Here is a 20,919-nt window from a genome sequence, read left to right as displayed (position 1 = left end):
GGCGCGTGTGCATGTAAATTCAATCCGCCGCCGGGCTGGAATCTGGCAGAAACGGCGTGCCCGGAGTCAGGCCGAACATCGCCGTCGCCACCCGGCTCCAGATCGGACGTTGGAATCCCGCCGGCAGCAGGCGGGCGAACGCGAACAGCAGCACGATGCCCCAGCGTCTTGGCGCGTGGAGGACCGGCATTTTGGAAACGTGCAGGGACTGACGCAGGATGCCGCCCGCTTCGTCAACACGCCCGTCGGCCAGGGCGAGACAGAAAACGCCGAAGGCATCGCGCGCGCGGGCACGTCGAAGAACCTGATGGTCAAGCTCCGGATCGGTTTCCGCGGCACGCCTGAGAACCGCCTCGCCGGCCCGGATCATCCGCTGGTAGTCGGCGGAATAGTTGCCAGGCCGCCGTACATACCCCACCAGGATTTCGTCCACCGTGGTGAACTCACAATGGCGCGACACCCGCAACCAGGCTTCCCAGTCGGAGCGGCCCTGCACCTCGGGGGCGGGTTCGAATCCGCCGGCGGCCTCGATGACGTCCCGGCGGATCAACGGAACGCTGCCGCCGGCGACCAGGTCGCAAAAACGCATCTGCCGGTACACCGAACCCTCGGCGCGGGCTCCGAAACGCCAGCCGGTGCAATGATGCCGGCTGTCCAGCAGTGCCGAAAAACAACTGACCAGTCCGGCCCGTGGGTTGTGTTCCAGCCGTTCGATCTGCCGCTGGAGTTTTTCCTGTCGCCACAGGTCATCGTGGTCGAGGAATGCAATCAGCTCGCCGCGGGCCTCCGCCAGCCCCCGGTTGACGGCGTTCGAGTAGCCTGCATTCCGCTGGCGGATCAGCCGAATTCGGGGGTCGCTGGCCGCGAGACGTTCGACGAGGTCGGCCGACCCGTCTTCGGAGCCGTCGTCGATGACCACGGATTCGAAGTCGGTGTAAGACTGCGCCAGCAGCGAACACAGGGTGGTCTCGAGAAAGGCCTCGGCGTTATGGACCGTCGTGATGACGCTGACGCGGGGTATGGAGGATTCCCGGGTCAACCGGCAAACTCGCACACGGCCCCGATCACCCGGTCGAGGTCGTCGTCAGTGAGCCGGGGATGCAGTGGCAGGTTGAGCGCCGTTTCCGCCAGGCGTTCGCTGACGGGAAGCTCCACGGAACTGCCATACAGCGGGCTCAGGTGCAGCGGGTGAAAGCGCAACGTGGTGTAAATTCCCCGTTCCAGTAAGTGGTTCGCCAGTGCGTCGCGCCGGCCGTCGCGAACCTGGACGCAGTAGGTGAAATACGAGTGACGGTCGCCCGCGTCCGGCTCCGGTGGAACGGCCAGCCAATCGAGTTCGGCAAGTGCCTGCTGGTAGAGGGCCCACAACTTCGCCCGGCGTTGCTGGGAAGACCGGAGCCTGCGGAACTGGGCCAGGCCCACCGCGGCGCACAGGTCACTGGGCGTCATCTTGGGAAAGGCATCGGTGATCCGGTGTTCCCACCACCGGCCGCCCTCCCGGGCGGAAGCGAATCCCGTGCTCGTCACACCGCACAGTCTGAGGTCGCGGGCGCGCCGAAGGTGTTCGGGATTGCGCGCCACCAGCCCGCCTCCCTCGCCCATGGCCAGGTTCTTGATCGAATCAAAACTGAAGACGCCGATGTCGCCGAGGGTGCCACAGGCGCGTCCCTCGTGGCGCGAGTCGATGGCGTGTGCCGCATCCTCGATTACCGGCAGCCCGAACTCCTTCAGCCGGGGCACCTCCGCGGGCAGGCCCGCGTAATGTACGGCCATGATGGCGGCTGTCCGCGGGGTGATCGCCCCGGCGACGGATTCCGGATCGATGTTCAGGGTGGTTTTGTCGACATCGCAGAAAACCGGCCGATGTCCGGCCAGCAGAATGGCGGAAGCGCACGCGACCCAGGTAAATGACGGCACGATGATTTCCGCCCCGGTGCCGGGAGGGATGTCCAGCAGATGGACGGCCATCTGCAGGCCGCTGGACCCGGAATTGAGGAGGACCAGTTCGTCGACGTCGAGGTGCTGAGCCAGCCGGGACTCCAGTTGGGCGGTTTTCGGACCCATGCCAATCCACTGCCGGTCGATGCAGTCGCTTATTTCCGCCAGTTCCTCATCGCCCAGCAACGAGCCGAAAACATGAATCAATGACTCGTCCGTCGGCACAGCCCGATTCCGAGTGGCTTGTTTCATCCGGCTGGGATGGCTGCCGTGATGGATTGGTGTATTTCCCGCATGGGTGTCTCCCGGCGAACTCTGCGTCACATTTTACCCCGGACCCGGGCATTACTGGCCAGATGTTCCAGATCATTTACCGGCAGTTGTTTTTGAACAAGAATCGGGTACCTGAACGAGATGAATTTCCGGAGACGATGATGGCCGAAGTGAAGCAATCCGAACTGTGGATCGGCGGCGAACACGTGCCGCCTTCATCCGGCGAATATTTTGATGACCTCAATCCCGATGACGATTCTGTCTATTCGCGGGTCGCGAGCGCCACCGCCGAAGACATGGAGAACGCATTGCGGGTTGCACGCGATGCGTTCGAGCACAATCGCGACCGCCTGGCTTCCGAACGCGAAGCCTGGCTGAGCAAGGCCGCCGAGCTGGTCGAGCGTGACCGCCAGGACTACCTGGACATTCTGACGGACGAGGTGGGGTCGCCGCGTTTCAAGGCGGAATTCGAGGTTAATTACTGCATCAGCGGATTGCGGGCCGCGGCCGGTGTGCCGCGACAATTGACCGGAGAAGTCATTCCCTCGGACATGCCGGGGGTCTTCAGCATGGCCGTGCGTGAACCGGTGGGTGTGATAGCCGGTATCTCGCCATTCAACGTGCCATTGCTGAAAGTCACCAAGCAGGGTGCGATGCCGATTGCGACGGGAAACGCCACCGTCCATTTGCCGTCGGAATTCGCATCCCAGGTGGCTTTGCGGTTTGCACGCACACTGCATGAAGCCGGGGTTCCGGGTGGGTTGTTCAATGTGGTTACCGGCAACCCGTTCGAAATCGGGGACGTCCTGACATCGCATCCCCTGGTCGACAGCATCTCGTTCTGCGGATCACCGCGCATTGGAAAACACGTGGCGGAAATCGCGGCGCGGGATCTCAAGCCGCTGACGCTGGAACTGGGTGGCAAGAGCCCGATGGTCGTACTCGATGATGCCGATATCGACGAAGCCGTGCAGGCCGCGCATTTGAGCATTTTCTTTTTCCAGGGACAGGCCTGCATGGGCGCCAGCCGGATTTTCCTGCAGCGCGGTATCGCCGATGAGTTCATCGGGAAATTCACCGCGGCCGCCGAAAATTCAAAAATGGACGACCTGCGCGACATGGACACGTCGATCGGGCCGATCATCAGCGAGCGTCAGCGCGAACGGGTGCGGCGGCATATCGAAGATGCCAGGGCCAGGGGCGCTGAGGTGCTGACCGGTGGCGACTGGCGCGGCAACCGGTGTGAGCCGACCATCCTGCGCGGGGTGGCCGAGGGCATGGAGGTTTTCCGTGACGAGACTTTCGGCCCGGTGACGTCGATCTATACCTTCGACGACATCGACGAAGCCATGCGGATGGCCAACGATACCGAATACGGCCTGAGTTTCGCGATTTTCACGCGTGATATCGACACGGCCCTGCGGCTGGCGCGGCGGGCCGAGTCGGGCATGGTGCACATCAACCGTGCGACGATCCAGGACGAGCCCCATGTTCCGTTCGGTGGCGTCGGTCTCAGCGGGTTTGGCCGTGAGGGAACGTCCGCGGATCTCGATGTGATGACCGAGTGGAAGTGGATCACGATCCGGATGTCCTGACATGGCGAGGCCCGACGCACGCCCCAACCGTGCCGATACGGTTTCGCATCATCTTCTGCGGCGTTTGAAAGGCCTGGGCGCCGAGCATCTTTTCGGTATCCCGGGTGATTACATCCTGCCGTTGTACGAAGCGGTCGAAGGCAGCGGGGTCACCCACGTTGCGACTTGCAATGAACTCAATGCCGGCTATGCGGCCGATGGTTACGCCCGGCTGCGTGGCCTGGGGGCGGTGGCGGTTACCTACGGACCCGGGTCGCTGAGTGTGGTCAATGCGGCGGCGGGCGCTTTGGCGGAAGGCGTCCCGTTGCTGATCATCTCGGGCGGGCCCGCGCTCCACGCTTACGTCAGCCAGCCCGTCATGCACCATCTGCTGCCGGGCCGTTTCGATGCCTCGCTCAAGGTGTTCGAGCAGGTTACGGCCCACGCACGGATTCTGGATGACCCCGAGAGCGCGGCGGCGGACATCGATGCCGGTCTGAAGGTATGCCTGGAGCAACGCAAACCGGTTTATCTGGAAATACCACAGGACGTGCAAGCCCATCCCTGCGGAACCTTGCCGGATCGGCCATTTCCGCGAGGCATGCAAAGCGATCCCGAAGCGCTGGAGTTGGCGGTGTCCCGGGTCGCCGACCGCCTCGCGCACGGCGGCCGTGCGGTGATTCTTCCCGGTCATGAAGTCCAGCATGCGCAAATCGAGCCTGCGGTAACGCGACTGCTCTCCCGGACGGGCTTGCGCGCTGCTTCGGTGTTCAGTGGCAAAGCGGATTTTCTGGAGCAGCACCGCTGTTGCATCGGAGCCTACCAGGGCGCGGGCAGTCTGCCCGAGGTGCGGAAATTCGTCGAGAGTGCCGAAACCGTCGTGTTCCTGGGTTGCGTGCCGTCGGATTTCAATCTCGGCGGCTTTACGGCCGAACTCCCTCGTGACGGGCTCGTCCACGTTCTGGACAACGCCGTGGTCGCAGGGAATGAGCGTTTCGTGCCGGTGGCGATCAAGGACTTCGTCGAGGCCTTGACCTCGGCTCTGACTGACAAGGTAGCGGACCCCGAATCCGCGCCAACACAGGCGTTTTCACATCGCGCGACCGATGCCTATGAGCCTGTGCATGGCGCCGCGATGACGAACAAGCGCTTGTATGACCGGATGGCGCATTTTCTGCGTTACGGTGACGTGGTGCTGGCCGATGCCGGGTGTGCCATCAACGCGACCCAGGTTCAGTTGCCCGAAGGCGTGCGCTATATCGCCAGCGGTTACTGGGCTTCCATCGGGATGGGTTTTGGTGCGGCGCTTGGCGCCGGTTTTGCGGCCGGCCGCGGCCAGCGGGTCATTGCACTGGAGGGCGACGGCTCTTTCCAGATGACCGCGCAGGAGCTTTCCAGCATGGTTCGGTACGGCCACCCGACCATCGTCTTTGTCGTCAATAACAAGGGCTATACGGCGGAGCGTCTCATTCACGACGGTCCGTTCAATGACATCGCGGACTGGCGCTATCACCTGCTACCGGTCGCGTTTGGCGGGGTGCAGGGCGAGGACGTGCACACGGAGGGGGACCTGGAGCGAGCACTCTCGCGGGCCGCGGTGCATGCCGGACCGGGTCCGCTGGTGGTCGAGGTGCACATCGATCCCTGGGATGCCTCGGAAGCGTTTCGCTTGATGAGTGTCGCGCTGCGCAGCCGTTGAGACTGCCGACGCACCATTCAGTCCGACGGTGGCGGCATCAGATTCTGAAACTGAAGCAGACGCACGAAGTCCGTCAGTTTTTCGCGCCGGTATTCTTCCACCTCGCGCGTGCGCCAGTCATAGAATCCCTCCCCGTCCCGAAGTCCGTTGCGTTCGTTCGCCATGTTGTCCTGGACGATATCGGGCACGTTGAAGCGGTTGGGGTCGACGTTGTCGCCCAGGTATCGGGTCGCGTGGTAAAGAATGTCGCCGCCACCCCAGTCGATGAATTCAAGCAGTCCCAGCGTTGCAAAGCGAATGCCAAACCCGACGCGGACGGCGCGGTCGATGTCCTCGGCGCTGGCGATTCCTTCCTCGACGAGGCGGGCCGCCTCATTCATTGCCAGGGCCTGTATGCGTGGCACGATAAAGCCTGGCGAGGCTTTGCACACCACGGGTTGTTTGCCGACGCGTTCCAGCAAGCTCACCAATTTGTCCACGTTTTCTTTTGATGTGCGGTCAGCCGGACTCACCTCCACCAGGGGCATCAGGTGGGCCGGGTTGAGCCAGTGCGCGTTGACGAACCGTTCCGGGTGGGTGACCAACCCGGCCAGGTCATTGGCGGACAGTGTCGAGGTCGTTGAGGATATGATGGCCGTTGTTGAGGCGTAATCGACAATCCAGTCATACACCCGGCGCTTGATGTCACGAACTTCGACGACGGCTTCGAAAATGCCGTCCGCGGCCGCGAGATCGGCGTTCGCGCCCTGCCAGTCGAGGATTCGGATGCGGTCGAGGATCGCGCCGGACTGGCGTGCATTGAGCACTTCGGCCGTCTGCAGAAACCGGAGTTCGGAATCGAGTTCGTCTCGCGTAGCCCGTTCAAGGGATTCGAAAGCCTTGCGGTCGCGAACCTCGCTGTCGATCAGCGCCACGGGCAGTCCCGCGTAAGCGAAAGCCAGGGCCAGCCCTTTGCCCATTCGACCCGTGCCGACGACGCAGATTCGGTTCAATGCACGGTGCTCCGCTCGATCGTGGTCACGACATCAGCCGCGGGTTCATTCAAACGCATATGCGTCCGGGCCAATGTAGTCATGGAAAACACGATCCGGGTCATACTGCACCCTGAGCGCCCGCAGGCGTTCCCAGTCGTCCGGTGCGAAGCATTCGGCAACGTGTTTCGGGTAGCGAACCGGATCGATTTCATTGATGTAGTGGCCTTTGGAGTACGGGCGCATCAGTGCGACGGCTTCGTCCATCCAGATGTAATTGGGCTCGATATCCGCCTCTTGCTCCGCGATCATGTACCACGACATGTAATGCCTGCCGCCCGTGCGTACGCAGGATGTGGAGTCTTCGAAGGTCGAATTGAATGACCAGCCGCAAAGCAGGAAAGAGCGAGGTGAACGTGGTGGTTGCTCCACCAGCTTCTTCGCAAGCTTGCGTAACGCTTCGCCGGGCTCCTCTGTCCACATGTTCTCGACGGTGGTGCGCGCCGGGCTGGTCTGGTCGGTTTCCGGCGGTATGTAGAGTTCCCGATAGGTGACGGGCACGCGTTCGCGGCGGTGAATGCTGAGTTCACCGACCCGGCTGGCGGCTACCGGCGTCAGCAGACGAGTGGCCTCTTCGGGGCTGTTGGCAAAAGCGAAAAACTGAACCACACAGACGATATCGCGTTCCGGGTAGGGATTTTCGGTGGGGTGGAAGCGTCCGATCTTGATCAGGATTTCCAGCCGGGGATCTGCGGCTTCACCAATCCGGTCAAATTCCTCCAGCGCTTCGTCCAGCCGGTCGATCGGGATCACATAGGTGCTGGCTTCTACGGCCGTATGGGCCTCCTGCAATTGAATTTTGTAGCGTACGACGGCGCCGAAGAAGCCGGGTCCGGCGCCCCGGATTGCCCACAGCAGCTCGGGATGGTTCTGCTCCGAAACGGTTGTCAAGTTGCCATCTGCCAAAATGACTTCGGCACCCAGCACCGATCGACAGGCAATTCCGTACTCGGGCATGTTCCAGCCAATACCGCCACCCAGCAAATAACCGCCGAGCCCCACCATGCCGGTATGCGCGGCAGGAAATACCAGGCCGTGCTCCGCGGTGCGTTGGTAGAGTTCATTGGCCCGAATGCCGGGCTGGATCCAGGCAGTGCGATTCTCGGCGTCGATCTCGACGTCCCGAAGCTGGCTGAGATCCAGCAGAATCCCACCATCGCGCAGCACGGCCCTCGCGGGGTTGTGGCCGGTCGAACGTACGGCAACCCGATCCTCGTTCTGGTGAGCGTAACGGATTGTTTCGGCGGCATCCTCGCTGGATTTGGCGCGGACTATGACGTCGGGGTAGCGTTTGGGCTTGAAAATGTACCAGGTCATGCCCGCCCACCACGATGGATAGGAGTCGTCGCCCCGCCGGATGATGTTTCCGGTAATTCTGCTCAGGCCATTCGCCAGGCTGGTGCTCAGGGTCTGGGCCAGGGCGCTTGATGCCTGCAACAGACCTGCGGCTCCGGCGGCAGCCGCCCCGGTGAGTTGTGACAAAAATGTTCGACGTGACTTGCGCAGGGCGTGCATGGCAACCACCTCCGGCATGACTGCAGGAAAGATGCATGAGCGAGACACCATTGGATCAGTTTTGACCCTGACTGAAAATGATGCGCGTCAACCGTCGGCGGGTCGTGACCGCTTGCGTTCGGCAGGTCAGTCCTGCGTGGTGGCCTGGGTTGCGACCGTCTGTCTGAAGTGTTTCAGACCCCAGATCAGGACAGCCGCGCCGCACAGCCCGGCGGAGGCGGCGATGATCGACATGGAGTAACCGACAGCCGCGTCGGCACGGAACAGATAGTCGGTGCACAGGGCGACCAGCGTTGCGCCCCCCGTGATGCCCATCAGGTTCATGAACAGGAAAAACAGGGCGGTAACCTGCGCCCGCATCTGATTCGGGGCCATCCATTGCAGCGCGGCCGCGGATGTCGCGATGGGAAAGCTGGCAAAGAACATGGCCAGGCCGAACACCCCCAGCGCGGCCTGCAGTCCGTCGATGGAAGAGAACAGCGCGGCGGGAAGTACCAGACCGAGGGCCCCAAGAATGCCGGAGCGCAGGGCGGCGTCGGTATGTCCCCGTCGCGTAAACCAGTCGGTCAGCCAGCCGCTGCTGAGTGCTCCGGCCGTATTACTGATCAGGACAAGAAAACCGAGATAAAGGCCAACTTCACGGGCCGTCAGCCCGAAGTTCCGGATCAGAAAAGCCGGCGCCCACGAGAGCAGAGCGAACAGCGACAGCGACATGAAACCAAAGCCGATGTAGTGCGCCAGGAAAGTCCTGCGGTGCAAGCCGATATAGCGAAAGACGTCCCGCACGGGATATCCGGAAGCCTGCGCCGGGTTTACGCCTTTCCGTTCAGGGTCGCGAATGGTCACAAAGAAGAGGGCGGCGATGATGACGCCCGGAATGCCAACGATGAAAAACGTCATTTGCCAGGGTTGGGTCAGGCCGATCAGCGGCAGGTCCTGCGCACCGAACTGGCTAACCCATTCGATGGCCGCTCCTCCAATCAGGTAGGCCAGGCCGGAACCGATAAAAGAGCCGAGCGAATAGATGCCGAGGGCGAAGCCCAGTTTTGAGCGGGGGAAGGAGTCGGTAATCATCGAGTAGGCAGCGGGCGAAAGCGCCGCCTCACCGGCGCCGACGGCCATCCGCGCCGTGAACAGCTGCCAGAAATTCTTGGTCGCGCCGCAGGCGGCTGTCGCGATACTCCAGACGAAAATGCCGGCCGCGATGATCAATGGGCGCGAGCGCGTATCCGCCAGGCGCGCGATCGGGAGCCCCATCAATGCATAGAAGATCGCGAATGCCAGGCCATGGAGCAGGCTGAACTGGGTGTCGCTGATCTGCAGATCGGCCCGGATGGGCTCCACCAGCAACGAGATAACCTGCCGGTCGATGAACGAAAAGATGTACGCGACCATGCACAGGACAACCATGTACCAGGCCGAAAAGGCCGACGGGGCGGGGGTGGCGCGGGCTTCATTCATCGGCGGGTCCTCCGTTGCCGGCGTTCGGGCGGGTCGGTCGGGTCATCGAGGCAGGCGCGGCGGATTGCCTTGCCCGTGACCTGGGTCGGGCAAGGCATCACAGGTCGATTTATCCGCCCGTGTTGTGAATCCGCTCAGAAGTTGTACTGCACCGACAAACGCCACTCGGACGGACGCCCATACACCTGCGACACGTAGGAGGCCGCTGTCGCGAAGGCGGAGTTTCCGGTAATCACATAGTCCTCGTCGGTGATGTTGCGGAACGCCAGCGTGCTTTCCCAGCGGCCGTCGTTGGTTCGCAGCGTCATCGCGGCGTTCAGGAGCGTGTAGTCGTCCTGGAACAGTTGGGGAGTATTGATGGCGTTGTTGTACTGTTCATCGTGAAACGACCAGTCCAGGCGCGGGGTGAGCGTTCCCCAGTTGCCCAGGTCGAAGGTATAGGCCGCGCCCAGGGACGTGCTCCATTCCGGTGTGTTGACCAGGCTGTTGGTGATGGCCACCGGGGTGGCATTGCCCTCGGCGGTCACGCTGGGGTCGAGTTCGTCGTAGCCCGCATCGAGATAGCCAACGGCGGCCGTGATGTACCAGCGGTCGGTCGGCACCAGGGTCAGTTCGAGTTCGCCGCCCTTGATTGTGGCCTTGCCGCCGTTGAAGGTAATCGGATTGAAGGATTCCCGGATGATGATCTGCAAATCGTCGTAAGACGTGTGGAACAAAGCCAGGTTGAGACGAATCCGGTTGTCCAGCAGGTCTGTTTTCAGGCCGACCTCCCAGGTATCCGCGTATTCCGGCTGGTAACTGCTGGGCTCCGGTGTGAACGCGGTGAAACGCTGGTCGAAGCCGCCGCTCTTGAAGCCCTCGGAGTACGACACGTAGGTCATCAATTCGTCGGCCCACTGGTAGGCCAGGTTGAGCATGATGTTGGTGTCGTCGAAAGTCTCCTTGAACTCGTCGAACGTGGCCAATCGGCCACCGGCCGGAATGGGTGCGCCGGCAGAGGGCAGGTAGAATCCCGCGAAATTGGGCCAGGTGGGTTCGAATATGCCGCTGGCCGACGAGTCACCCAGCGAAATCTGGTCCGGTGTGAAGCGTTTGGTGTCCTCGGTGTAGCGGATTCCGAAAGTCAGCGCCAACTGTTCGGTAATGTCGTAGGTCGACTGGAAGAAAAAGGCCTGCGAGTCATTGTCGTACAGGCCGCCGCTGAGTATGGAGCCGACTGGCAGGTAGACCGGGTTATGGTTGAAGCCGTCTTCCTGGAAGTAATACAGACCCAGCAGCCATTGCATGCGGTCATCGAGCAGCGTTCCGGAAAACTGCAACTCCTGGCTGATCTGCTGATGGTCGTAGAAATCTTCGGTGGCGAAGATGTTCGCCGGCGTGTTGTCACCGTCACGGGAAGACTCCATCTCCATTTCCCGGTACCCGGTAATGGACTTGATGGTCAGCCAGTCGTTCAAATCCCAGACGAGTTCCGCGCTCACACCCCAGATGTCGAGGTCGGACTTGACTGGAAACGTGCCCTGAGTCGTATACGGGCCGGCGAAGGAACCGGGGTGGAAGCACCCGGGGGCGCCGTTGACGCCAACACCGGGCGGTGGAAATGAAGGTGGGCCGGCTACGCCGAAGTCGGGATTGATGCTGACTGCCTGGCAGCTCTCCAGGAGGCCGTTTCCGAAGGTCGCGAAGGCACCCACATCATTGACTCCGGCACCCACGGACGGTGCACCGTTCTCGCGAATCCGTGTTGCATCCAGCGCTACGAACAACTGGACATCGTCACTGGGGGTCCACAACAGGGACGCGCGGCCCGCCAGGCTGTCCTCGTCGCCGGTGTCCACGCCATCGAATTCCCGCGTTACATAGCCGTCTCGGTCATGGGAAGAGACGGCGACATTGGTGAATACGTTTTCGGACAGCGGCATGTTGGCCTTGCCGGTGAGATACAACATGCTGTCATCGCCCACCTGAACCTGGATGCTGGCCGTGGGGTCCGCGTCGGGCCGCCGTGAGTGAACCACGACCGCGCCACCGATGGTATTGCGCCCGAACAACGTTCCCTGGGGGCCGCGCAGGATTTCGACCCGTTCGATATCCAGAAAATCGAGAACATTGCCGACCGACCGCGCCATGTAGATGCCATCGATGTACAGACCCACACCGGGATCGGTGACCGGGGTGAAGTCGGTCTGGCCAATGCCGCGTATGAATATCTGTGCCGCTGAACTGGACCCCGAGGACGGTGAAACGGAGTCGAACACCAGGTTCGGGGTGATGTCGCCGAGGCGGTCGGTGGAATCGATCTGACGATATTCCAGCTCTTTTTCGGTGAAGGCGGATACGGCGACCGGGGTGGTTTGCAGATTTTCCTCACGCTTGCGCGCGGTGACGATGACCTCTTCGAGTTCAAAGCCGGAATCCTGAGCATTGGCAATCAGAGGGACTGATAACGTTCCAAACAGGATCGGCAGTAACGCTCGCTGCAGGGTGTTCATGGTCCACTCCTCGGTCAGGATCTGAGAATATTGATTTGGGTCGGAATTAAATCAAAGTATCACGCCTTTCGGCCTCGCGCCGGGTTGTCATTGCCTGATTGAAATCTTTTGGGAAAAAAATTTCAAGCCAATTGGAACATTCTGTGAGCCAGATCAGTTGGTGAGTGGGTGCAGCGGTGGAACGAGCAGGGTCGATCCGCCGCCCGCATTGAAGTCGGCGACTTCGGTGTCGAGCAGGCCGTCGCGCGCGGCCATGGCGGATCGCCAGTCACGCTCCAGGTCGTCGAAGCGGTCGCGCTGACCCATGGTGACACCCTGCATGGCGTCGTCCAGACTGCTGATCAGCGTGAAGAGCTTGAAATTCAAACCGGGCTCATAGGCCAACACGTTCTGTCCGTTCGAGCGCTTGCGATTGATGACAGTGCTTTCCCACGCCTCAATGGCGTCGATCAGTGACTGCGCCCTGTCGATAGCCTCATCCTGTTCCTCCATGGTCTCCAGAATGCCGATGCGCGCCTCGACCTGTTGCTTGACGGTCTGCAGGCTCAAAACGCTGCGGTACAACTCGTCCAGCATGTCGAAAGCACGGCGCAGGTATTCCTGTTGCGTATCGACGGTCGATTGGGTGTATTCGAAGACCGGGTCCCAACGCAGGGTGAGCGGCTGCTCGTGGACGGTGTCGCCCAGGCTGAGCCGGACCGTGTAGTCGCCCGGCGGCAGGGTATAGCCCGGTATCGCGCCGCCGGCCGGTGCGCCGAACTGATACAAACCGGGTACTCGGGTCACCGGATCGACTTTCAGGTCCCAGGCCACACGATTGATGCCGCGTCGGGCGGGCAGCGCGTATCCGTTTCCGCCTTTGCCGCCCGCCGGGCCGGCTTTCGCATCGGAGGTCAGCGTGCGCAGCACGGCGCCGTCCGCACCGAGGATTTCCAGTTTCAGGGTTTCCGCTTCGAGGTCCGGCTCCGTCGCCAGCGCAAAATAGAGCAGGGCGCCGTCAGGCACGTTGGGGCTGGTGTATTCGGGTTTGCCGAAACTGTTGCCGTTGGCCCAGCGGTAGGCGACGGCCGGCGTATACAGGAACACATCCGCCTCCTCGTCGGAGGCGCTCCACTGCCGCAGTGGCGTGATGTCGTCGACGATCCAGAAGCCACGGCCCTGGGTGGACAGGACCAGGTCGTTGTCCTGTACCTTGAGGTCGGTCACGGGTACCGCCGGCAGGTTGAGTTGCAGGGACTGCCAGGATTCGCCGCGATCGAAGGAAACGTGCAGACCGCGTTCGGTACCGGCGTACAACAGGCCGGGGCGTTGCGGGTCTTCGCGAACCACGCGCACGTACTCGTTTTCGGGAATACCGCCGGTGATCCGGCTCCACCGTTTGCCGTTGTCATCCGTGCGGTAGATGTAGGGTGTGTCGTCTCCGGACTTGAACTTGTGCACGGCGACATACACGGTTTCCGGGTCGTGCGGGGAAATTTCGATGGCGTTGATCATGGCGCGGCCGATTCCCCTGGGAGTCACGTTCCGCCAGTTGGTCCCGGCATCGGTGGTCACATGTACCAGGCCATCGTCACTGCCGGCCCACAGGGTCGAGGCGTCGTGCGGGCTCTCGGCCAGAGCGAAAATGGTGTTGTAAACCTCGATGTTCTCATTGCTGTACGGCCGGCCCATTTTTCCCTGCTTGTCGGCCTCGTTCCGGGTGAGGTCGGGGCTGACTTCGGTCCAGTTGAAACCGCGGTCCGTGGACTTCAGCAGCACGTGCGTGGCGTGATAGATCACCTCCGGGTCGTGCTGTGAGACCAGGATCGGGGCGTTCCAGTTGGCGCGGTACCTCGCGTCTTTCGGCTGCACGCCGATACCGAATTCCTCGTAGGCCTGGATCGAGCGCGCGGTCTTCGTCTCGCGGTCGTATTCCTCGATCAGGCCTAGGTAGCAGCCGCTGTAGATGTAACGCGGGTTGTCGGGGTTCAACGCCATGTAGCCGTTTTCACACCCGCCCAGCACTTCGTAGTCCTCGCGCCCGATGCTGCCGTCGTATCCCCGGCTGGAGACGGCCAGGGTGGAGTTGTCCTGTTGTGCTCCGTAAACCCGGTAAGGGCGCTGGTTGTCGGTGTTGACCCGGTAGAACTGTCCCGTGGGCTGGTTGTGCTGGGTCGACCAGGTGGTGCCGCCATCGAACGACACGTTGGCGCCGCCGTCGTTGCCGTTGATCATCCATTTCGGATGGTCGGGGTTGATCCACAGCGCATGGACATCGCCGTGCGGCACCCCGACCCGTTCGAAAGTCTTGCCCCCGTCGACTGATTTCATGAACGGGGCGTTGAGCACGTACACCGTTTCTTCATCCCGGGGGTCGGCGTGGATGTGCATGTAGTACCAGGCGCGTGAGCGGATCAGGGGATCGCTGTTCACGCGGGTCCAGGATTCGCCGAAATCCTCGGAGCGGTACAGGCCGGCATCCTCCTCTTCGGCTTCGATCAGGGCCCAGACCCGTCCGGGTTTGGCCGGTGAAGGTGCGACCCCGGCCTTGCCGAAGGCTTCGGGCAGGCCGTTACCGGCGATTCGCTTCCAGGTCTCGCCACCGTCGGCGGACTTGTACAGGCTGCTGCCCGGGCCGCCGGAACGGATTTCCCAGGCCTGGCGCTGCATGTCCCACAGGGTGACATACAGGATGCGGGGGTTGGACGGGTCGTACTTCAGGTCGACCGCGCCGGTGGTGTCGTTGTCGGTGGTCAGCACCTGCCGCCAGTTCGACCCGCCGTCAGTGGTCTTCCACACGCCCCGGCCCTCATGCGGTGCCCAGGCTCCCCCCTGAACCGCCACCCAGATCGTGTCGGGATCGGTGGGATGAATCTTCACCGAGCCGATCTGGCGTGAGTTTTCCAGGCCGATGTGCTTCCAGGTTCGACCGGCATCGGTGGACTTGTAGACCCCGTCGCCCTGCGCCGACATCACGCCCCGGAACGGGGATTCGCCGGTTCCAGCCACCACCACGTTGGGATCGGAAATCGACACGTCGATCGCACCGGCCGGAGCGGTTCGGAAAAATCCGTCGGATACGTTGACCCAGTCGGAGCCCGCATTGGTCGTTTTCCACACTCCGGCGGTTGCGCCCATGTAGTACACATAGGGATTGCCGGGAACGCCGGCCACCGTGGTCACGCGGCCACCGCGCCAGGGGCCGATGTTGCGGGCCTGCAGTCCGTCGAAGTAGTCCCTTGCCCCGTCAGTTCCGGTGTCCTGTGCCGCGGTCGACATGGGTGACAGCAAAATGGCCAGAAGTAACGAGCCGATCAGAAGCGGTGAACGGGTGGCGCGAAAGGCTTTGGGTCTCATGGGATCCTCGGAGGGCAGTGCGGCAGTTCGGCCTAGAATGTCGGATCGGCGCGGGGCTTTCAATGCCATAATTAGGGTCCGCGCATCGGGCTGGGGCAGAACAGGACGAATTCATGACAAACACGCCTCGCGTGGAAATCCGGACGGCGCTGACCCTCGACGCCGATCCGTCGAAAGAACTGAAGGCCGATCTGTACCTGCCTCCGGAATGCGGAGCAGAGCGGCGGCCGGCGGTGGTGCTGATTTTCGGCGGTGGCTGGCGCGAAGGTGACCGCTCCCAGCAGAAGTTCTACGGACTGGCCCTGGCCCAGGCGGGCTTCGTCTGCCTGGCGACTGACTATCGGCCGTCCACCCGCGCGCATTGGCCGGCTCAACTCGATGATGTCCGCACGGCCGTCACCTGGCTGCGCGGCCAGGCCGACGAGTTTCAAATCGATATGGGACGCATAGCGGTCTCCGGGAACTCATCCGGCGGACACCTCGCGCTGATGGTCGCGGCGGCCCAATCCGAGGGCCCGGAGGACGGCGAAACGGAGGCGAACGCATCGTCGGTCGGCGCCGTCTGCGCGTTTTACCCGCCCACCCGCCTGCAGGGGCTGGATGCGGAAAGCGAAGACGACACGGTGCGCAGTCTGCTCGGATCCGGGGCCTCCAGGGAAGCGTACCGTCGCGCCAGTCCACTGGCCTACGCGGCCAACCGCTGGCCGCCCGTTCTGCTGCTGGCCGGAGCCGAGGATGCCCGCGTGCCGGTGCGGCACACCCTTGATCTCCATCAGGCGCTGGTCGAGGCCGGCAATACCGTGGAACTGCACGTTTTCGCCGGGCTGGGACACGCCTTCGACCTGCAGCGCGACCGCGCTGAACTCGCTGCCGGCATCGTCATCCGCTTTCTGCGGGAATACTTGTGAGGCAATCTCTTTTCGGCCTGGGTGCGAGCGTTCCGACGTCCGCCATCCGGTGTCGGTTCGCAGAGGCCGGTTAATCGTCCCGTATCCCGTTCATCCGGTGCGCCGCGGTGGTTCCGGCTCAAGAGTTTTCCGTAAAAACGGCCGGACCAGCCAACGATAACCTGGCCGGTCCGGCCCGTGATCGGGTTTCAGGACCCGGTTGCGGAGTCCGGAAGGTTTATCTCCGCCCGTTGATTGCGCGGACCAGCAGGGAAATCGACACCGTCCAGAGGACGAGGTCCTTGAGCAGGAACTGACCCGGGACGACGGACAGCGCCGGAAAACCGCCCAGGCTGGCCTCCCAACCCGGTGCGGTGAACAGGAAGCTCAGCGTGACGCTGAAAATCGCAACCGCCAACGCGGCACCGAAGATCGCAATCGCGCGGTTGAACGGGCCGACGGCCAGCGCGGCCGCGGTGACGAGTTCGATCACCCCGATGCCGTTAGACACGGTTTGCTGGCAACCGATGCCGTACAGCCAGGACATCAATGGGCTCGACGCGACCAGCCCCTGGATGGCTTCTGCCTCGTAGCCGGTGAACTTCATCGCGCCCATCCACCCGAGGATGAGGATGAGGGCATATCGAACCGCGTGGTCGGACAGGGTGAGGTTCCTGGCGGCGGTCAGGGCTGCGGATTGTTCGGATGGAGACAGTGGCCGGCTTACGAGGGCGAATGATGCGGACATGAAGAGTTCCTCCTGTGTTTTCGGTTCAATGCGCCGGAATCGGCTGCAGGCAGTTAAAGCAAGATTCCGGCCAAAACGGATTCGTTGTGGAGGTAATCGAAAAAAGTCAAGCAAGTCAGTGAGTTGAAATTTTCAGGTCGTTCGGGAACCTGCCGCCCGAGTGGCGCGGTCCGGGTGCGGGCACCGAAATTCGCGATGCGTTTCGAAAATTCGTGCCGGCGGCGCGGAATTTCGCAAGCGCTGCGGGAATGGACCGTCCGCCGAATGCGGTCACGTTTTCCAGCGTGCTGAAATTAAACGATAAATCGGTTTGAATCTGCAGGCCGGATCCATTGGCACGCTCATTGCTTCTGTTTCGATCCACTTTTTTGGAATGGAACAGCAGCCATGACTCGACCGTCAGATATTAGCCGGATGAACGCAGGTCCCATCAGCCCGCGTAGAGCGATTCAGACCTTGCTATTTACCGTGCTGCTGGGATTCGCTCCTGTCAGCGTCGGCTGGGAGTATCCGGATCAGCCGGGCCGTTCCGGATGGCCGCAGCACGACGAGGTCGCGAATCTCGATGCCGAGCCCTGGAACAGCGGGTGGTCGATCGCCGTCGATAACGACCTTCTGGCCGGTCACGACAAGGACCGGGACTATACGGGCGGGTTGGCCGTGACCCTGGGCGGCAAGCGGGCGAGCGAAAGCGCGTTGTCACTCGATCCCGCCCTGAGTTGGCTGAACCGTAAGCTGCCGACCGGCGCCTTTCATGCGGTGGAAGGCGAACGCCCGCCCGATCACTCGCTGCAGTTCGGCCTGGCGGTGTTTACCCCCGATATCCGGCAGGCCGGCCCGGTCCACGATGACCGTCCCTACGCGAGCCTCGCCTGGCTGAGCAATTCGCAATACCTGCTGCATCCCCTGGGAAGCGAGGCCTTTCAGAGCACGCTGACGGTTGGCCTGCTGGGCACCTCGATCGGCGAGTGGACTCACAAAGCCGTCCACCGGCTGGTCGGCAGCGATCGCCCCGAAGGTTACGCTCACCAGATTTCGGACGACGGGGAACTGACGGCGCGCTACGCGCTGGCGTATCACCGGCTGTTGGCCTCCGGCCGGGGGGAACGCTCCGGTTACGACGTCAAGCTGATGGCGGGAGGCAGCATCGGCTATCTCACCGAGGCCGATGTATCACTGGGCATTCGGTGGGGCCGTATCGCGACACCGTGGTGGCGGTTCTACCCCGATGTCGCCGACTACGGCGCCCAGCCACCCGCCGCTCCTTCCGCGGGGTATGGACGCGGCCGGGACCGGTACCTGTGGGCGAACTTCAAGCTGCGCGCGCGCGCGTACAACGCGCTGCTGCAGGGCCAGTTCAGAGACAGTCCGGTCACGTGGTCGTCTTCGGATCTGCACCATTTGCAGGCTGAAGTCGCGGTTGGCCTGGTGATTCCGCTGCCCGGTTTCGATCTGAACTACGCATTTCGCGTGCAGACCCGGGAGATTCGTCACGGGCAGCAGCCGCGATTCGTGACCTGGGGCGGCGTAACGCTTAGCAGGTCGTTCTAGCCAGCCGAACGACCTGTCGGTACGTGTGCCTCAGGGATCCGCGTGCTCTTCGGGAGTGATCCCGAACGCTTTCATCCGGTAGGTCAGGGTCGAGGGCTTGACGTGCAGCAATTCAGCCGCGCCGCCCGAGCCGGACACTTGCCAATTGGCCCGTTTGAGCGCTGCGATCAGGTTTTTCTTTTCGAGTTCGCGGAACTCGGTTTCGGTGACGAATCCGTCGTCTGCTTCGCGGACTGCCGCAGGGCGCGACGCCGTGGGCGAGGCGGCCGGAGCCAGGTCCAGCGCCAGCCGGGACCCCGAACTCAGGATAATGGCGCGCTCGATGACGTTCTTGAGCTCACGGATGTTGCCGTGCCAACGATGGCCGCGCAATTCCTCCGCCTGTTGCTGGGTAATGGACAGCCGTTCCCGGCCGAGGTCGTCGCAGAAGCGGTTGATGAAATGGATCGCCAGCGGAACGATGTCGTCTCTCCGTTCCCGGAGCGGCGGAACCGTGATGGGAAACACGCTCAGGCGATAGTACAGGTCCTCGCGGAATCGCCCGGCTTCGACTTCCGCGCGCAGATTCTTGTTGGTCGCCGCGACGATGCGGACATCGACCGAAACCGTGCGGTCGTCACCCACGCGTTCGAATTCGCTTTCCTGAAGCGCGCGCAGCAGCTTGCTTTGCAGGGACATGGGGATTTCCCCGACCTCGTCGAGGAACAGGGTGCCGCCGTCCGCCAGTTGCATGCGGCCCACCCGGTCGCGGTGTGCTCCGGTGAACGCGCCCTTCACGTGGCCGAAGAATTCGCTTTCGAACAATTCCTTGGGGATGGACGCGCAATTGACCTTGATGAGGGGGCCGCAATCGCGGTCGCTGGCCGCGTGGATGGCCCGGGCGATCATTTCCTTGCCGACGCCGGATTCTCCGAGAATGAGTACGTTCACCGGGGTGGCGGCCACCGCGCGGACCTGGCTCAGCGTCTGTTTCAGAGCCGCGCTCTCGCCGATGATCTCGCCGAAATTGACGGTCAGGTCCATCTCTTCGCGCAGGTAATCGCGCTCCTGTTCAAGCTGCTTGTTGAGTTCACGGATCCGAACGAAAGCTTCGTCACGTTCCGCTTCGATGCGTCGTCTCTCCGTGATGTCGCGGAAAACGACCACCGCGCCGTCCGGCTCGCCCTCATCGGTCAGGATCGGTGTGCTTGTGTATTCGACCTGGACGGCAGAGCCGTCGTTGGTCCAGAACACCTCGTCGTCGACGCGATGGACCTCACCATCGCGCAGGGCGGCGTACACCGGGCATTCCGAGCGCGGGTAGGGTGAGCCGTCGGCGTGGGAGTGGTGGTGCATTTCATGCACGCCGCCTCCGACCACCTGTTGCAACTGCCAGCCGAGCAGTTCGATGGCGGCCTTGTTGGCGAAGGTTCCGTTGCCGTCGCGGTCGAGGCCGTAGACGCCCTCGCCGGCGGATTCGAAGATTACCTCGAGATGTCGCTTGTGAGCCTCGAGTTCGGCATAGCTTTTCTCCAGCTGTTGCTCGGCCTCCAGGCGCGCCCGTATGCCGCGAAAAACGACCACGGCGCCGGTGATTTCGCCGTTCCGGATGATGGGTGTGCTGGTGTATTCAACGGGTACGGCATCACCGTCCGCGGTCCAGAACACCTCGTTGTCCACGCGTTGAACCTCGCCGTTCTGGATTGCCGCGTTGATCGGGCATGCCTCCAGCGCATAGGGCCTGCCGTCCGCGTGCGAGTGATGGTGAAGTTCGTGCAACAGCTTGCCGAGGATGTCTTCCGGCTTCCAGCCGAGCAGTTCCGTCGCCGCTCGATTGACGAAAGTCGTGCGGCCGTCGGCATCGATGCCGTAAATGGCATCGCCGGCGGCCTCGAGAATCATGTCGCTGAGTTCGGTCAGCTCCTGGTAACGCTGCTGCAGGCCGTCGGACGGAGAGGCTGGCCTGATCTGGACCGCGATCAACGAATCCGCTCCGGCGGAAGCGATCGGCCACGCATCCAGTCGGCCGGACTGGCGCCGCGCTGGATCGCCGTACTCCACAGGCACCTCGTCAGGGCATGTTCCGCCTGCGAGCACGGCGTCAATCGCCGCCTGAGCCCGATCCGCTGATTGTGGTGTCAGGCAAGCGAACAGGGATGGCTGATCACCATCCTGCCAGTCCTTCCCCAGATACGCCCGGAGCGCCGGACTCGCGGTCCGGCACTTCAGGGATGAATCCACCACGGCAAAAAGCCCTGGCGCAGTGTCGATGAAATCCGACATGGACAGTTGCACGGTCCAGCCTCCGATACGGATTTTTGAAAATGCTCTCGAAATATTGGGAATCCCGGTATCCCCTCACGAGTCACCAGACTTTAACACATTGTTTTATGCGAAAAATTGCTTTTGGCATGACATTTGCGTTTTACCGGGTG

13 protein-coding genes are annotated in these 20,919 nt (G+C 62.4%); 4 read left to right on the top strand and 9 right to left on the bottom strand.

What is annotated here, in order from left to right:
• Nucleotides 1–19: 19 nt before the first annotated feature.
• Nucleotides 20–1,039, bottom strand: a complete 1,020-nt coding sequence (locus V3330_RS02245) for a glycosyltransferase family 2 protein (protein WP_354693753.1) — start codon at nucleotides 1,037–1,039, stop codon at nucleotides 20–22.
• Nucleotides 1,036–2,163 carry a DegT/DnrJ/EryC1/StrS family aminotransferase gene (locus V3330_RS02240; RefSeq protein ID WP_354693752.1) on the bottom strand — a complete coding sequence of 376 codons (1,128 nt, stop codon included), beginning with the start codon at nucleotides 2,161–2,163 and terminating at the stop codon, nucleotides 1,036–1,038. Before V3330_RS02240 ends, V3330_RS02245 begins: the two co-directional genes overlap by 4 nt.
• A 209-nt stretch (nucleotides 2,164–2,372) precedes the next feature.
• Between V3330_RS02240 and V3330_RS02235 the strand changes: the two genes are divergently transcribed.
• Both V3330_RS02235 and V3330_RS02230 read left to right on the top strand, forming a co-directional pair.
• A complete protein-coding gene (locus tag V3330_RS02235; protein ID WP_354693751.1) occupies nucleotides 2,373–3,806 on the top strand; it encodes an aldehyde dehydrogenase family protein in 1,434 nt (477 codons plus the stop codon).
• 1 nt (nucleotide 3,807) lies between these two features.
• The gene (locus V3330_RS02230; RefSeq protein WP_354693750.1) at nucleotides 3,808–5,484 is read left to right on the top strand and encodes an alpha-keto acid decarboxylase family protein; all 1,677 of its coding nucleotides are present in this window, start codon (nucleotides 3,808–3,810) and stop codon (nucleotides 5,482–5,484) included.
• A 17-nt stretch (nucleotides 5,485–5,501) separates the two neighbouring features.
• On the opposite strand, the gene V3330_RS02225 is transcribed toward V3330_RS02230, so the two are convergent.
• The 5 genes from V3330_RS02225 to V3330_RS02205 all read right to left on the bottom strand — a co-directional run bounded on the left by V3330_RS02225 (nucleotide 5,502) and on the right by V3330_RS02205 (nucleotide 15,319).
• Nucleotides 5,502–6,476 carry a 3-hydroxybutyryl-CoA dehydrogenase gene (locus tag V3330_RS02225; RefSeq protein WP_354693749.1) on the bottom strand — a complete coding sequence of 325 codons (975 nt, stop codon included), beginning with the start codon at nucleotides 6,474–6,476 and terminating at the stop codon, nucleotides 5,502–5,504.
• 45 nt (nucleotides 6,477–6,521) lie between these two features.
• Nucleotides 6,522–8,030, bottom strand: coding sequence for an FAD-binding oxidoreductase (locus tag V3330_RS02220; protein ID WP_354693748.1), 1,509 nt, complete (start codon nucleotides 8,028–8,030; stop codon nucleotides 6,522–6,524).
• Nucleotides 8,031–8,156: 126 nt separating this feature from the next.
• Entirely contained in the window at nucleotides 8,157–9,491 is a 1,335-nt protein-coding gene (locus V3330_RS02215; RefSeq protein ID WP_354693747.1) for a spinster family MFS transporter, read from the bottom strand.
• Nucleotides 9,492–9,625: 134 nt separating this feature from the next.
• Nucleotides 9,626–11,983 (bottom strand): TonB-dependent receptor, encoded by a 2,358-nt coding sequence (locus V3330_RS02210; RefSeq protein WP_354693746.1) that lies wholly within the window; start codon nucleotides 11,981–11,983, stop codon nucleotides 9,626–9,628.
• A gap of 153 nt (nucleotides 11,984–12,136) precedes the next feature.
• Entirely contained in the window at nucleotides 12,137–15,319 is a 3,183-nt protein-coding gene (locus V3330_RS02205; RefSeq protein WP_354693745.1) for a WD40/YVTN/BNR-like repeat-containing protein, read from the bottom strand.
• Between the two features lie 113 nt (nucleotides 15,320–15,432).
• Between V3330_RS02205 and V3330_RS02200 the strand changes: the two genes are divergently transcribed.
• Nucleotides 15,433–16,227 carry an alpha/beta hydrolase fold domain-containing protein gene (locus V3330_RS02200; RefSeq protein WP_354693744.1) on the top strand — a complete coding sequence of 265 codons (795 nt, stop codon included), beginning with the start codon at nucleotides 15,433–15,435 and terminating at the stop codon, nucleotides 16,225–16,227.
• Between the two features lie 217 nt (nucleotides 16,228–16,444).
• Here the strand turns inward: V3330_RS02200 and V3330_RS02195 are convergent, their stop codons facing one another.
• Entirely contained in the window at nucleotides 16,445–16,954 is a 510-nt protein-coding gene (locus V3330_RS02195) for a YkgB family protein (RefSeq protein WP_354693743.1), read from the bottom strand.
• Nucleotides 16,955–17,368: 414 nt separating this feature from the next.
• On the opposite strand from V3330_RS02195, the gene V3330_RS02190 reads away from it, so the two are divergent.
• Complete coding sequence (locus V3330_RS02190) at nucleotides 17,369–18,505, top strand: lipid A deacylase LpxR family protein (protein ID WP_354693742.1); 1,137 nt, start codon at nucleotides 17,369–17,371, stop codon at nucleotides 18,503–18,505.
• 30 nt (nucleotides 18,506–18,535) lie between these two features.
• Here the strand turns inward: V3330_RS02190 and V3330_RS02185 are convergent, their stop codons facing one another.
• A complete protein-coding gene (locus V3330_RS02185; RefSeq protein ID WP_354693741.1) occupies nucleotides 18,536–20,779 on the bottom strand; it encodes a sigma 54-interacting transcriptional regulator in 2,244 nt (747 codons plus the stop codon).
• Nucleotides 20,780–20,919: the final 140 nt, after the last annotated feature.

Source organism: Elongatibacter sediminis (genome assembly GCF_037892215.1).
Lineage (GTDB): Bacteria > Pseudomonadota > Gammaproteobacteria > Xanthomonadales > SZUA-36 > Elongatibacter > Elongatibacter sediminis.
The sequence above is the reverse complement of the archived record's forward strand: the minus strand, read 5'-3'. Positions and strand labels throughout refer to the sequence as shown.